The following is a 15,052-nucleotide window of genomic DNA, read 5'->3' as shown; positions in this document are numbered from 1 at the left end:
TACGCTATGAGTAAAAAAGCCCTCTTCATATTAATTTTCCTATGTGTTTTTTTAAAATCTGAAGCACAAAAAAAAGCATATCAAAGTGGTGAATGGTTAAAATTTCGAATGCATTATGGATTGATTAATGCCGGTTATGCATCTATCGAAATCAAAGATGTAGATGAAGATGCGAATGCATATCACGTTACAGGTTTGGGATGGACAACGGGTATTACAAAATTCTTTTTCCCTGTTGAAGACGATTACCAAACATGGTTTAATAAAGATACCGAATTACCATATCATTTTAGAAGAAGAATTAGCGAGGGCGGTCATTACAAATCACGAGATATCTATTTTGACCAAAATGCAAAAACTGCTTTGGTAAAAGATCACAAACGTAAAACAGAAAAAACCTTTGAAATTGATAATGTTCAGGATATGATATCTTCATTTTACAAATTAAGAAATCATGACATTTCAAATCTTGAAATAGGAGACGAATTAAAATTAATGATGTTCTTCGATTCCGAAACCTACGATTTTCGAATGCGTTATTTAGGTGATGAAGTTATCGATTCAAAATTTGGAAAAATAAAGTGCCATAAATTTAGACCTTTGGTACAATCGGGACGTGTGTTTGAAGCAGAAGAAAGCTTAACCGTTTGGGTCACAGCAGATCTAAATAAGATTCCAATTAGAATTAAAGCCGATTTAGCAGTTGGATCATTAAAAGCCGACCTTGATGAATTTAAAGGTTTGGCTAATTCCTTTAACATAATCTTCGAGAAATAAATTGTACTTTTGCCACGTTGTATAACAGGGAACCCTAAACTGTATTTCTTTTGAAAAATTATTTTGCACTTTTTATTGGTGTACTTTTATTTGTGGCATGTGGAGAAGATAAGCCATCCGATTCTTTAATTGCCGCCAGTATTGTCGAAAAAATAGAACCAACCGTGCTGTTTGGGTACAATTTTGATGATTACCACGTGGTGCAAGACACCCTTAAAGATGGTGAAAGTTTTGGAGAGATTTTAGACAGAAATCATGTTGAATATCCGACTATTTATAAAATTGCGACTGAAATAAAAGACTCTCTGGATGTACGACACCTTCGTGCAGGAAAACCGTATACTGTTTTAGCAAAAAAAGATTCCACAGAACAAGCACAAGTTTTTATTTATCAACACAATAAAATTGAATATACTGTAGTCGATTTTTCAGACTCTATTCAGGCTAATAAAGTTAGAAAACCTATCAAGATTGTTGAAAAAACGGCAGCTGGTATTATTACAAGTTCCTTATCAGAAACTCTAGATGAACAAGGATTAAGTTCGGTTATAACTACAGAGTTATCTACCATTTATGCTTGGACAATTGATTTCTTTAGAATTATGCCCAATGATAAATTTAAGATTGTCTACGAAGAAAAATTTATCGACGATACTATTTCAGCTGGAATTGGAAAAATAAAAGCCGCTTATTTTGAGCATGGAGGAAAACCATTCTATGCTTTTAAATTTACAGCAGACTCAATTAATATGATTGAAGATTATTACGATGAAGAAACCAATGTTCTCCGTCGTCAATTCTTAAAAGCTCCGATTCAATTTGATTATAGAATCTCTTCACGCTATAATCTAAAAAGACGGATTGCCTATTACGGTAATAAAGTAAGAGCACATAAAGGAACGGATTTTGCAGCTAGAGTTGGAACCCCGATTATTGCTACTGCAAATGGTATTGTAACGGAGTCTAGACAAAAAGGTGGAAACGGAAAATATGTAAAAATAAAACACAACGGAACCTATAGTACGCAATACTTGCATATGAGTAGAAGAGCGGTAAATAAAGGTGAAGTTGTAAAACAAGGTGATATTATTGGTTATGTTGGTATGACCGGTAACACTGGTGGACCACACGTATGTTATCGTTTCTGGAAAAACGGTAGACAAGTAGATCCCTTAAAACAAAAATTACCAGCAGCTAAACCTATGAAAGAAGATTTGAAGCCAATTTATTTAGAGGCTATTAAAGACGTAAAATCAACACTCGATGGAATTGTTTTTACTGAAAATTCTTCCGAAATTGCCGCCCGATAACAAACACAACAAAAAAAACATGGCGTTAAAAAATATAAATCCTACTCAAACCGAGGCTTGGAAAAAATTAGATACACACTTTCAAAATATTCAAGCAACTCATTTAAGATCACTTTTTAACGACAATCCTTCAAGAAAAGAAGAATTTACCTTAAAATTTAATGACTTTTCTGTTGATTTTTCTAAGAACAGAATTACAAAAGAAACGATTTCACACCTTATTAGTTTGGCTGAAGAAACTGAATTGAAGGATGCTATTTCTAAATATTTCGGAGGAGACGAAATTAACGAAACTGAAGGACGAGCTGTGTTACATACGGCTTTAAGAAATAAATCTAACAATCCTGTTTTAGTTGATGAGCAAAATGTAATGCCTGAGATTAGAGAAACACTTTCTAAAATTGAAAGTTTTACAAATGAAGTAGTTTCTGGAAACTGGAAAGGCTACACAAATAAATCTATTACCGATGTCGTAAATATTGGTATTGGAGGCTCTGATTTAGGTCCAGATATGGTGGTGGATGCCTTAAAATATTACAAGAATCATTTAAATGTACATTTCGTTTCAAATATTGATGGAGACCATGTTCAAGAAGTGATTAAAAACCTTAATCCGGAGACCACATTGTTTGTGATTGTTTCTAAAACTTTTACAACACAAGAAACATTAACCAATGCACAAACCATTAGAAAATGGTTTTTACAAACAGCCAACGAAGCGGCCATCGCAAAACATTTTGTAGCGGTTTCTACCAATTTAAAATCAGTTGCTGAATTTGGAATTGACAACAGCAATATTTTTCCGATGTGGAATTGGGTTGGAGGTCGTTTTTCTCTTTGGAGCACAGTTGGTTTATCAATTAGTTTAGCCGTAGGATTCGAAAACTTTAACAGTTTACTTACCGGTGCTTTTGAAATGGATGAACACTTCAAAAATGAAGCTTTCGAAAATAATATTCCTGTTCAATTGGCTTTAATTGGTATTTGGTATAATAACTTCTTTGGTTCTGAAACTGAGGTCATTCTTCCGTATTCACAATATCTAAACAAATTATCAGCTTATTTACAACAAGCCATCATGGAAAGTAATGGAAAATCGGTTGACAGAAATGGAGATAAAATCGATTACCAAACTGGAAGCATTGTATGGGGAAGTGCAGGGACCAACTCACAACACGCCTATATGCAATTAGTACACCAAGGCACTAAAATGATTCCTGCTGATTTTATTGGATTTGAAGAATCATTGTACGGAAATCAAGAGCATCACGAAAAATTGATGGCTAACTTCTATGCCCAATCACAAGCTTTAGCGGAAGGTAAAACAAAAGATGAAGTCCACTTAGACTTAAAACTTGATGGAAAATTTGATAGCATTGAAAAACTAATGCCGTTTAAAGTTTTTGAAGGTAATAAACCTTCCAATACTATTTTAATTAAAAAATTGACACCCTCTAATTTAGGGAGTTTAATTTCCATGTATGAGCACAAGATTTTTGTTCAAGGAATTATTTGGAATATTTTTAGCTACGATCAATTTGGAGTGGAACTTGGGAAGGAATTAGCGCATAAAATTTACGCAAATCGCTAATCTTTAACATTTGTTAATGTTTACTTAACATTGCTCCTTTCCTTTTCATAACCTTGTTAATAACTAATGTGCTAGTTTTCAATATAAAGCGTAAATATTTCTACATTTGAGATAGTCACAATTTTTTGTTAAAAATTATACTTTTTCGTTAATTTAGAACCTAAAATATGACATATATTTGCATAACTTTTGAAAACAAATTTTTTATTTATGAAAAGAATTACAAAATTATTGTTTGCAGTAATGTTTATAGCATCTGCTGCAATGTATGGTCAAACTTTAACTGGTACAGTTGTAGATGGTGATAACACACCGCTACCTGGAGCAGATGTAATTGTAGTTGGTTCTACAAAAGGTGCATCTACCGATTTCAACGGAAAGTTCTCTTTCGATGTTGATGCTGGTAGCGGTACTGTAACTGTTTCTTTTATCGGGTTTAACGATGTTACTTTAGCCTATACTGTAGGAGCAGGAGCAACTACTGATTTAGGAACAATTCAGTTAACGGAATCTGCAGAATCTTTAAACGAGATTGTAGTTACCGGAGTTGTTGATATCGCAAAAGACAGACAAACACCTGTTGCTGTATCTACAATTAGATCTGCTGAAATTATTGAAACTTTAGGAACGAAAGAATTTCCTGAATTATTAAACTCTACGCCGTCTGTATATGCTACTAAGCAAGGTGGTGGATGGGGAGATGCACGTATTAACATTCGTGGATTCGACCAACGTAACGTGGCAGTTATGATTAACGGAATGCCAGTTAACGATATGGAAAACGGATGGGTATACTGGTCTAACTGGGCAGGTTTATCTGACGTAACAAGTGCTATGCAAGTACAAAGAGGATTAGGGTCTTCTAAATTAGCTATTTCTTCTGTAGGAGGTACTATTAACGTTGTAACAAGATCTTCAGATAGATCTGAAGGAGGTTCAGTTTCTACTACTTTTGGAAACGACGAATACCAAAAATTTGTAGGTTCTTACAATACTGGTTTAATGGATAGCGGGTTTTCTGCATCTTTCTTATTCAGTAGAACTACAGGTGAAGGATATGTTGATGGAACTCAATTTGAAGGACACAACTACTTTTTAAGTTTAGGTCAAAAAATTAATGACAAGCACGATTTAATGTTCACCTTTACTGGAGCACCTCAATGGCACCACCAAAGAAGTTGGGCAAACCCAGTTTCTGATTACTTAAAGTATGGAGAAGATGGTGAACCAGATATCAGATACAATAGTGATTGGGGTTATGATGAAAATGGTGAGGCTTTTTCTTTTAGAAGAAACTTTTACCACAAACCAGTTGCTTCTTTAAACTGGGATTGGAGAATTAACGATAACTCATCTTTGTCTACTGTAGTTTACGCCTCTTGGGGTCGTGGAGGTGGAACTGGAGAAATTGGACGTATCAATGGATCTCGTCAATACTCTTCTAAATTCAAAAACGCACAAGGAATTGTTCGTGTAGCTGAAATTCAAAGATGGAACAGAGGAGAAACTGTTGCTGATTTCGGAAGTGATAGACAAATGTTTAATGGAGCTTATTCAAATACTGGTAACAACGGACATCCGACTAGCCAAGGTGGGCAAGGAAGATATGGAGGAGACAATGGAATTTCTCGTAGAGCTTCTATGAACTCTCACAACTGGTTTGGTTCTGTAATTAACTATAACAACGAATTAAGCGAAACATTAACAATGGATGCTGGTGTTGATTTAAGAACATATAAAGGATATCACTATAGAGTTGTAAATGATGACTTAGGAGGAGATAACTATATTGATTATGACAACAGAAATGAGCCTGCATCTGGAAACTTAATTAATCCTTCTGATTATGTTGAAGCATCTCCAGATTGGAATCCATTTGCTAACATTACAGATCAAGAAAAAATTGATTACAACAACGACGGTTTAGTAAACTGGGCTGGTGTATTTGGTCAATTAGAATATAGTAATGATATCGTTTCTGCATTTATTCAAGGGGCTTACTCTAACCAAAGTTTCAAAAGAATTGAATACTTTAATGAAGTTCCTGGAGATCAAGAAACTGATTGGGAAAATATTGCTGGTGGAAACATTAAAGGTGGTATTAACTGGAACATTGACGAACAACACAATGTATTTGGTAACTTAGGTTACTATTCTAGACAACCAAACTTTGATGCAGTTTACTTAAACTTTGGTAACAACTTAAATCCTGACATCCAAAACGAAAAAGTAACTGCTTTTGAACTTGGATATGGATTTAGAGCTGAAAAATTCAGATTAAACTTTAATGCATATAGAACTTCTTGGAAAGATAGATTTGATAGCGCTTCACAAACATTTGATGTAGGTGGTGTTGAAGTAAGAGGTGTTGCAAACTTATACGGAATTACACAAGTACATACTGGACTTGAATTAGAAGGCTCTATGAACTTCGGAAACTTTATTGTTGACATTATGGGATCTGTAGGTAACTGGGAATATGATGGAAATGTAACTGCTAGTTATTTTGATGAAAATCAAAACCCAATTCCTGGTGCTGATGACGAAGTATTATATTTAGATGGAGTAAAAGTAGGAGATGCTGCACAAGTTTCGGCTAGAATTGGCTTAACTTGGAAAGCAACAGACAACTTAAAATTCAGACTTAGTCAACAGTATTTCGATAATTTATATGCAAATATTGATGCTGCTAGTTTCAATGATGAAGATCATAAAGGATCATTACAATTACCTGGTTATTCTTTAATGGATGCTGGTGCTTCTTATAGATTTGACTTGAAAAACTCTCGTTCTATCTTCTTAAGTTTTAATGCTAGTAACTTAGGTGACCATAAGTATATTTCTGAATCAGATACTAACTACCATGTTGGTGATAGAGGTAATGACGCTACTTGGAATGGAATTAACACTTCTAACCGTGTTTATTATGGTTGGGGAAGAACTTGGAGTACATCTTTAAGATTTGTATTCTAAATCTATTCTATTATAAAATTAAAACCGCCCATTGGGCGGTTTTTTTATGTCATAATTTTCCAGTGATCTATTAAGGTTTTCAGTATAAGCAAGTTCTATAATATTCTTTAAACACTGAAAATCCTAAGCCTTAGCACGACTATAACTGATTGATTAATACACAAAAAAAGCCCATCATTTCTGATGAGCTTTTATTAAATATTATAAAAGGTTTACCCTTTTGAAGTTGCCTTTAAATATTCTCTATTCATTCTTGCAATGTTCTCTAATGAAATACCTTTTGGGCATTCAACTTCACAAGCACCTGTATTGGTACAGTTACCAAATCCTTCAGCATCCATTTGCGCAACCATGTTCATAACACGATCTGCTGCCTCAACCTGGCCTTGTGGTAATAATGCATATTGTGATACTTTAGCACCAACAAATAGCATTGCACTGGAATTCTTACATGTTGCTACACAAGCACCGCATCCAATACATGTTGCCGCATCCATAGCCTCATCTGCATCCGCTTTAGCAATTGGTAATGAATTTGCATCTTGTGTATTACCAGAAGTGTTTACAGAAATATAACCTCCAGCTTGTTGAATTCTATCAAATGAAGTTCTATCAACAACCAAATCTTTAATTACAGGAAACGCTGCCGCTCTAAATGGTTCTATATAAATAGTGTCACCATCATTAAACGAACGCATGTGTAATTGACATGTCGTAATTTCTCTATCTGGTCCATGTGCTTCTCCATTAATATATAATGAACACATACCACAAATCCCCTCTCTACAATCATGATCGAAAGCTACAGGTTCATCACCAGAATTTACCAATTGTTCATTTAACACATCTAACATTTCTAAAAAAGACATGTGTTCAGAAATATCAGTCACTTTATAGTCGACCATTTTTCCTTTATCGTTAGCGTTTTTCTGACGCCATATTTTTAGTGTTAAATTCATCTTATTTATAACTTCTAGTTTTCAACTCAATATCATTAAACTCTAACTGCTCCTTATGTAAAACAGCATCACTTGGCTCTCCTTTATATTCCCAAGCAGCAACATACGCAAAGTTCTTATCATCACGTTTTGCTTCTCCGTCTTCAGTAACATGCTCTTCTCTAAAATGACCTCCACAAGACTCTTCTCTATTCAAAGCATCTTTAGCAAATAACTCTCCTAATTCCAAGAAATCGGCAACTCTACCCGCTTTCTCTAATTCAGGATTTAATTCATTCGCCTCTCCAGGAACTTTAACATTCTTCCAGAAATCTTCACGAACCTCTTTTATTTCTTTAATCGCTGCTTCCAAGTCTTTTTTATTACGAGCCATTCCACATTTATCCCACATGATCTTACCAAGTTTCTTGTGGTAATAGTCTACAGAATGTGTTCCTTCATTATTCATAAAGAAATCGATGCGATCATTTACTTCTTTCTCCGCTGCATCAAACTCAGGTGAATTTGTTGCGATAGGTCCAGTTCTAATATCATCGGCCAAATAATCTCCAATTGTATAAGGCAATACAAAGTAACCGTCGGCTAATCCTTGCATTAATGCCGACGCTCCTAATCTGTTTGCTCCGTGATCGGAGAAATTCGCTTCACCTATACAATACAGTCCTTCAACCGTTGTCATTAAGTTATAATCAACCCAAACTCCACCCATTGTATAATGCGTCGCCGGGTAAATCATCATAGGAGTTTCATATGGATTGTCATCAACAATTTTCTCATACATCTGGAATAAATTACCGTATTTGGCTTTCACTATTCCAGTTCCTAATTCCGTGATTTTTTCTTTTGATGGATTCTCAACACCATGAATTAAGGCTTGCTCTTTTCCATATCTTTCAATAGCTGCAGCAAAATCTAAGTATACCGCTTCTCCTGTTGCGTTAACACCATAACCAGCATCACAACGCTCTTTAGCCGCTCTTGACGCTACATCACGAGGCACCAAGTTACCAAAGGCTGGATACCTTCTTTCTAAGTAGTAATCTCTGTTCTCTTCAGCAATTTCGGTCGGTTTTAATTTCCCTTCTCTAATTGCCATTACATCTTCCATATTCTTTGGAACCCAAATTCGTCCATCATTACGCAAAGACTCAGACATCAATGTTAATTTAGACTGATAATCTCCTGAGCGTGGAATACAAGTTGGATGAATTTGCGTATAACAAGGATTCGCAAAATAAGCTCCCTTCTTATGAATTTTCCATGCTGCAGTGGCATTAGAACCCATTGCATTGGTTGACAAGAAATAAACATTTCCGTAACCACCTGTTGCAATGACAACAGCATGTGCAGAATGTCTTTCAATTTCACCAGTAATTAAATTACGCGCAATAATACCTCTTGCTTTTCCATCAACTTTTACAACATCTAACATTTCATGTCTGTTGTACATTTGAATCTTACCACGAGCAATCTGACGATTCATTGCAGAATATGCTCCTAGTAATAATTGCTGACCTGTTTGGCCTTTCGCATAAAACGTACGAGAAACCAACACTCCACCAAATGAACGGTTATCTAACAAACCACCGTAATCGCGTGCAAAAGGAACTCCTTGTGCAACACATTGATCAATAATGTTTCCAGAAACCTCAGCCAAACGATGTACGTTTGCCTCACGAGAACGGTAATCACCTCCTTTTACGGTATCGTAAAATAAACGGTAATTAGAATCACCATCGCCCATATAATTCTTTGCCGCATTAATACCTCCTTGCGCTGCAATTGAATGTGCTCTACGCGGAGAATCTTGATAGCAAAATGCTTTTACGTTATATCCTAACTCTGCCAAAGTAGCAGCAGCTGAACCCCCAGCCAAACCTGTTCCAACAACAATCACGTCTATCAAACGCTTATTTGCTGGGTTTACTAAGTCAATATGTTCTTTATATTTTGACCACTTTTCGCCAATGGCGCCTTTAGGTACTTTTGAATTTAATGTAGACATACCTTATGAATGTGTTAAGTGATGAAAAATTGCAATGAAAATAAAACCAGCCGGAATAAGTATTGCATACCATTTTCCAAATGTTTTTAATCCATTGGTGTATTTATTATTTGCTCCCATAGACTGGAAAGCAGAATTGAATCCGTGTAATAAGTGTAATGATAAAAACACAAATGCAATGCTGTATAAAGCCACTCTCCATAACGGAACAAACTTTTCTTGCAACTCATGATAAAAACGTAATTCACCATTATGCATTCCAGACCAATCTCCTTGAATAAACTTGGTGTTTATTTCTGGAAACCAGAAGTCGATAAAGTGAATAATGATAAAAATTAAAATTGCAAGTCCGCTATAAATCATGTTTCTACTTACCCATGTCGAGTTAGCATTTCCATTGTTCATCGCATACTTTACGCCTTGCGCTTTTTTATTCTTTATTTCTAAAATGAATCCCATGACAAAATGAAAAACCACACCAAAAATTAAGATTGGTTGCAACACAAATTGTACTGCTGGGTTTGCACCCATAAATTGTGAAATTTCATTAAAAGCACTTTCACTAAAAACAGAAGTAATATTAATAGCAAAATGTTGTAAAAGGAAAAACATTAAGAAAAATGCTGAAAGTGCCATGGACACTTTTCTAGCAATCGAGGAAGATAGTAATCCGCTCATTTTATATCTAGTTGTTTATTAAGAACAACAAAGATAATACTTAGGCGCTGCTCTTAAAAATAAATAACCGTTTTTTAAATTATTTAGATTGAATTTAAAAAACGGCTAATCCTTACATTTCAATTTAATTTATATCTTACTTTTTCAAAAATCTTTTTGTGGTAGAACCCTCATCTGCAATGATTTTTACAAAATAGAGCCCTTGTGATAAATAAGTTACGTCAAAAGGAGCACTTCCACTTAAACCATTCAATTCTTTTTGGATTAATAATCGTCCGGTGGCATCATATACTTCAGCGTTTTGTAAGTTCAATTGTGTCGAATTCTCAATTCTAAATTCTAATTCCGTGGGATTTGGGTATATTGAAATACCCTCATCTAATAAATGGTTATCTAAACTTGCTGTTGGGCAGACGCCAGCGTAATCAGCCATAACACCTTCCGACCTAATTGTACTGCAAACATCTATTGAAGTACTTCTACTATGCACATCATTAGCTCCATCTATATCATCTGAACTTAGCATTCGAAAAGCGTCTCCTTTATCAAATGCGTAATGCATAATTGCAGTTCCAGGGGCTATAACATGTCCCAATTGATGTCCATGTCCTAACTCATGAACTGCTACCGATTCAAAATCATGTTCAGACCCTCCAGGAGTTTCTGTTCCAGTATACCAACTTACCGCACTATTAAAAACGATATCTATTTCATTAACATACCATTGAACATCCGTTCCCCCATTAATAAAACACCCAGAAAAGTAACTTGTACAAGCTCCTAAATTTCCAGTATCTCCGTTGCTAAAGGTTATTATATTAACGTCATCACTTTCAGCTGAATCATTCGGCACTGGATTATTAGATATTGTCCAATTAACTCCTGTTTCACAACGCCAAGTTTCCATAGCTTTTTCGAAAGAGGCCTTAGCGCCTGGAAAATTGACATCTTCATTAAAATCTGTATTCATATTCCACTCTATTCCACCAGTTGGCGCATGTAAATTTGTGTGCTGAGTTTGATATGCTACTTCGACCTCCGAATCTACGGCATCCGAAGTTACATTGATCTGAGCGTAAGAAATTGTTAATGTAAATTGAGATGCAACAGGCCCAGCATTTCCATCAGGATCTACTCTTATAACACCAGTACCAGCATCAGATGGTATTTCGACCGTAATTTCAGTGTCACTCCAATTTAAAACTTCTGTTGCGAGAGCTTCTATGAAAGTAGCACCTCCATCATCGGAGTTTTTAAACTCAACAACACCTGTTCCTTGTTCAGTACCAAACTCTGTCCCAGTGATTGTTAGAACAGATTTAGTTCCTGCTGTGCTAATTGTAGGACTAAAACCTGTTATTGTAGTTGCCAATATTTTTGATGGTTTCGAATTTTTTTCAAAAATTTCAACATCGATATCATACTTTTTAACCTCATCAAAGTTAGTTTTGGTTAAATTTTTTAATTCTTTGTAAAAGGCCCCACTAATATTTTTACGAATTCTAAATGGATTAACAACTAAGTTCTCCTCTAAACTATATTTATAAAAACCTTGCTTAGAACTATATGGTTGAAACGATGGAACTCCAAAACCTTTACTTGATTTAAAAGAAACTGAATGCGTTTCTAACATAAAAACTCCAACATCTCCTATTCTTAACTTAAGGCTTGGATTTACACTATGCGAATTCAACCCAATGGTTCCTCCTTTGGTTATTACCTCAACTAATTTCATTGGCTCCCCTTTAAATACCTTAAATACCTCAACGGTATTAATCGTAAAGATTTTTGTATTATCTGCATTCCAATATGATCTTTTACCAATTACTTCCCCCTCTATAATTAGCGAAGCGTTTTTTACCTGCTGCGATATCGGAACCTCATACATTAATTGTTGGGCAATAATTTGAGGTGTAATTAATACGAGAAATAGAAATGTATATGTAATTTTTTGATTTATCGTTTTTCTCATATTAATAAAATATTCTAGTAACTTTTTTATTGGTCATAAAACCATTCATTTAATTACAATTATATAATTTTACAATCTGATTAAATTTTGAATCAATATGAAATATCATCCAATAAGCAATAATCTTTTTATAAAGAATCGTCAAAAATTTGCCTCTAAAATGAAGTCTAATTCTTTGGCCATTTTTAACTCAAACGATATTTACCCTATAAGTGCAGATAGCACTTTGCCTTTTGCGCAGCACAGAGATATTTTCTATTTGAGCGGTGTTGACCAAGAAGAAAGCATACTTGTTATTTTTCCTGATGCTCCTAAGGAAGAACATAAAGAAATCCTATTCCTAAAGGAAACAAATGAGCATATTGCTATTTGGGAGGGTGAAAAACTTACAAAAGAAAAAGCATTAGAAACATCTGGTATTAAAACCGTGTATTGGCTACAAGATTTAGAGAAAGTATTATTTGAATTAATGACGCAAACACAAAATGTTTATATAAACACAAATGAACATTACAGAGCAAATATAGAAACAGAAACTCGCGAAGCACGTTTTGTAAAATGGTGTAAAGAAAAATATTCGGCTCATACGTATTTAAGAAGTCAGCCAATTTTGCAAAGATTACGTTCGGTAAAAGAACCTGAAGAAATTACTTTGATTCAACAAGCGTGTGACATCACAAATAAAGGGTTTAGAAGAATATTAAAAGCTACCAAACCCGACGTATGGGAGTTTGAATTGGAAGCTGAATTTGCGCATGAATTCTTAAAAAATAGATCTGGAGGTTTTGCCTACACACCAATTATTGCAAGTGGTTTCAACGCCAATGTACTACATTATATAGAGAATAACCAACAATGTAAAACCGGAGATGTTATTTTAATGGATGTTGGAGCTTCTTATGGTAATTATGCAAGTGATATGACACGTTGTGTGCCAGTATCAGGAAAATTTACTGAACGACAAAAAGATGTTTACAATGCTGTATTACGTGTTAAAAAAGCAGCGGCAAAAATGTTAGTACCTGGTACCATTTGGGCAGATTACCATGTAGAAGTTGGAAAAATTATGACCAAAGAATTAATTGACCTTGGACTAATTACAATAGATGATGTAAAAAATGAAGACCCAAAATGGCCTGCTTATAAAAAATATTTTATGCATGGAACATCACACCATATAGGATTAGATACACATGATTATGGAATTTTGACAGAGCCTATGGTAGCCGGAATGGTTTTTACTGTTGAGCCTGGAATTTATATTCCTGATGAAAATTTAGGCATTCGATTGGAAGATGATTATGTGATTCAAGAAAATGGAGAACCACTAAATCTAATGGCAGATATTCCGTTAGAAATTGATGAAATTGAGAAATTAATGAATTCATAAAGAAAAAAGGAGCGTTTTAAACGCTCCTTTTTTATATATAACCAAATCATAATTTAAGTACGATACTTTATTCAAAAACGTAAGAATGAACTTGTTTTAAAGTCTCCACCTTATCGTCAGTATTTACCAACAATGAAATATTGTTGTTGCTTCCACCATAAGAAATCATTCTAACATTAACATCTTGTAATACCTGAAACAGTTTATGGGTGTCTTGATGATAAATAACCGAATGCCCTACCAAACAAACAATACTCTGATTTTGATCTACCTCAACTATTGCAAACTTATTAAGTTCCTCTACAATTCCTTCTAGATTTGAAGCGTCATCAATTGTTAGTGAAACTGCAATTTCAGATGTTGTAATCATATCAATTGCTGTTTCGTATTTCTCAAATATTTCAAAAACTTTCTTTAAAAACCCATGTGCATTTAACATTCTTGCTGACTTTATTTTTATTGCAGTAATGTTATCTTTCGCCGCTATAGCCTTAATTCCTTCTCCGTGAATCTCACTTGTAATTAAAGTACCATATGCGGCTGGAGACATCGTATTTTTTAAACGAACAGGAATATCAAATTCTCTAACTGGCATTACCGTTTGTGGATGCAAAATTTTTGCACCGAAATAAGCCAACTCGGCGGCTTCATCAAAAGATAAATCAGAAATAGCATGCGTATTATCAACAAATCGAGGGTCGTTGTTATGGAAACCGTCTATATCTGTCCAAATTTGAACCTCATCAGCACTCATTACAGAACCAATAATTGTGGCTGTATAATCGCTACCCCCACGTTGTAAATTTGCAATATTTCCATCAGCATCTAAACAAATAAAACCTTGCGTTATGTATATTTCAGCGGGAATCATTTCGTCTATAACCCTATTTAAATTCTGGCGAATATAAAAGTTATCCGGCTCCTTGTTTCTGTCAATTCTCATAAAATCTAGCGCTGGTAATAATCGGGCACTTAAACCTTCTTGCGTTAAATAATGTGTAAAAATATAGGTTGACAATAATTCTCCTTGAGAAACGACCTGATTATATACTAATTCTGAAAACTGCTCATTTAAACTATCCTTCAAAAAGTCAAAAACACCATCAATATAATTTCCGACTTCTTGCTTTAATTCAGATTGATGAAACAACTCATCTATAGTTGATACATATTTTTTATAAAGGGTTTCCAAACTCGTCAATCCTTCTTTTGTTTCGCCATTCTTAATGATTTCTGAAAGTGCAACTAAAGCGTTTGTGGTACCAGACATTGCCGAAAGAACTACAACTTTCTTTCCGCCCGCTTTAATAATGTTCTTAACATTAATCATATTCTCTACAGAACCAACAGAAGTACCTCCAAATTTTAAAACTAACATATCCTATATTTTATTTTCA

The 15,052-nt window shown here is 34.6% G+C and carries 10 protein-coding genes; 5 read left to right on the top strand and 5 right to left on the bottom strand.

What is annotated here, in order from left to right; all coding sequences use genetic code 11:
- Positions 1 to 6 precede the first annotated feature (6 nt).
- The 4 genes from RM519_RS09065 to RM519_RS09050 all read left to right on the top strand — a co-directional run bounded on the left by RM519_RS09065 (position 7) and on the right by RM519_RS09050 (position 6,651).
- Positions 7 to 777, top strand: a complete 771-nt coding sequence (locus tag RM519_RS09065; protein ID WP_311593404.1) for a DUF3108 domain-containing protein — start codon at positions 7 to 9, stop codon at positions 775 to 777.
- A gap of 50 nt (positions 778 to 827) precedes the next feature.
- A complete protein-coding gene (locus RM519_RS09060) occupies positions 828 to 2,087 on the top strand; it encodes a M23 family metallopeptidase (protein WP_311593403.1) in 1,260 nt (419 codons plus the stop codon).
- A gap of 19 nt (positions 2,088 to 2,106) precedes the next feature.
- Positions 2,107 to 3,678 carry a glucose-6-phosphate isomerase gene (gene pgi, locus RM519_RS09055; RefSeq protein WP_311593401.1) on the top strand — a complete coding sequence of 524 codons (1,572 nt, stop codon included), beginning with the start codon at positions 2,107 to 2,109 and terminating at the stop codon, positions 3,676 to 3,678.
- Between the two features lie 210 nt (positions 3,679 to 3,888).
- The gene (locus RM519_RS09050) at positions 3,889 to 6,651 is read left to right on the top strand and encodes a TonB-dependent receptor (protein WP_311593400.1); all 2,763 of its coding nucleotides are present in this window, start codon (positions 3,889 to 3,891) and stop codon (positions 6,649 to 6,651) included.
- A 212-nt stretch (positions 6,652 to 6,863) separates the two neighbouring features.
- Here the strand turns inward: RM519_RS09050 and RM519_RS09045 are convergent, their stop codons facing one another.
- The 4 genes from RM519_RS09045 to RM519_RS09030 all read right to left on the bottom strand — a co-directional run bounded on the left by RM519_RS09045 (position 6,864) and on the right by RM519_RS09030 (position 12,265).
- Positions 6,864 to 7,610 carry a succinate dehydrogenase/fumarate reductase iron-sulfur subunit gene (locus tag RM519_RS09045; protein ID WP_311593399.1) on the bottom strand — a complete coding sequence of 249 codons (747 nt, stop codon included), beginning with the start codon at positions 7,608 to 7,610 and terminating at the stop codon, positions 6,864 to 6,866.
- Between the two features lies 1 nt (position 7,611).
- The gene (locus tag RM519_RS09040) at positions 7,612 to 9,615 is read right to left on the bottom strand and encodes a fumarate reductase/succinate dehydrogenase flavoprotein subunit (RefSeq protein ID WP_311593397.1); all 2,004 of its coding nucleotides are present in this window, start codon (positions 9,613 to 9,615) and stop codon (positions 7,612 to 7,614) included.
- Between the two features lie 3 nt (positions 9,616 to 9,618).
- Positions 9,619 to 10,293, bottom strand: a complete 675-nt coding sequence (locus tag RM519_RS09035) for a succinate dehydrogenase cytochrome b subunit (protein WP_311593396.1) — start codon at positions 10,291 to 10,293, stop codon at positions 9,619 to 9,621.
- 136 nt (positions 10,294 to 10,429) lie between these two features.
- On the bottom strand, positions 10,430 to 12,265 hold the full coding sequence (locus RM519_RS09030) for a T9SS type A sorting domain-containing protein (RefSeq protein WP_311593395.1): 1,836 nt from the start codon (positions 12,263 to 12,265) through the stop codon (positions 10,430 to 10,432).
- 97 nt (positions 12,266 to 12,362) lie between these two features.
- Between RM519_RS09030 and RM519_RS09025 the strand changes: the two genes are divergently transcribed.
- Positions 12,363 to 13,655: an aminopeptidase P family protein gene (locus tag RM519_RS09025; protein WP_311593394.1), complete on the top strand. Its 1,293-nt coding sequence runs from the start codon at positions 12,363 to 12,365 to the stop codon at positions 13,653 to 13,655.
- A 67-nt stretch (positions 13,656 to 13,722) separates the two neighbouring features.
- Here the strand turns inward: RM519_RS09025 and RM519_RS09020 are convergent, their stop codons facing one another.
- Complete coding sequence (locus RM519_RS09020; RefSeq protein WP_311593392.1) at positions 13,723 to 15,033, bottom strand: aspartate kinase; 1,311 nt, start codon at positions 15,031 to 15,033, stop codon at positions 13,723 to 13,725.
- Positions 15,034 to 15,052 lie beyond the last annotated feature (19 nt).

The sequence above is a fragment of the Urechidicola vernalis genome, assembly GCF_031846385.1.
GTDB lineage: Bacteria > Bacteroidota > Bacteroidia > Flavobacteriales > Flavobacteriaceae > Urechidicola > Urechidicola vernalis.
The sequence above is the reverse complement of the archived record's forward strand: the minus strand, read 5'-3'. Positions and strand labels throughout refer to the sequence as shown.

What these genes read in the sequence shown, in the direction of transcription:
- RM519_RS09065 (WP_311593404.1), top strand. Translation starts at nt 7, where the DNA reads ATGAGTAAAAAAGCCCTCTTCATATTAATTTTCCTATGTGTTTTTTTA.
- pgi (WP_311593401.1), top strand. Translation starts at nt 2,107, where the DNA reads ATGGCGTTAAAAAATATAAATCCTACTCAAACCGAGGCTTGGAAAAAA.
- RM519_RS09050 (WP_311593400.1), top strand. Translation starts at nt 3,889, where the DNA reads ATGAAAAGAATTACAAAATTATTGTTTGCAGTAATGTTTATAGCATCT.
- RM519_RS09045 (WP_311593399.1), bottom strand. Translation starts at nt 7,610, where the DNA reads ATGAATTTAACACTAAAAATATGGCGTCAGAAAAACGCTAACGATAAA.
- RM519_RS09040 (WP_311593397.1), bottom strand. Translation starts at nt 9,615, where the DNA reads ATGTCTACATTAAATTCAAAAGTACCTAAAGGCGCCATTGGCGAAAAG.
- RM519_RS09035 (WP_311593396.1), bottom strand. Translation starts at nt 10,293, where the DNA reads ATGAGCGGATTACTATCTTCCTCGATTGCTAGAAAAGTGTCCATGGCA.
- RM519_RS09030 (WP_311593395.1), bottom strand. Translation starts at nt 12,265, where the DNA reads ATGAGAAAAACGATAAATCAAAAAATTACATATACATTTCTATTTCTC.
- RM519_RS09025 (WP_311593394.1), top strand. Translation starts at nt 12,363, where the DNA reads ATGAAATATCATCCAATAAGCAATAATCTTTTTATAAAGAATCGTCAA.
- RM519_RS09020 (WP_311593392.1), bottom strand. Translation starts at nt 15,033, where the DNA reads ATGTTAGTTTTAAAATTTGGAGGTACTTCTGTTGGTTCTGTAGAGAAT.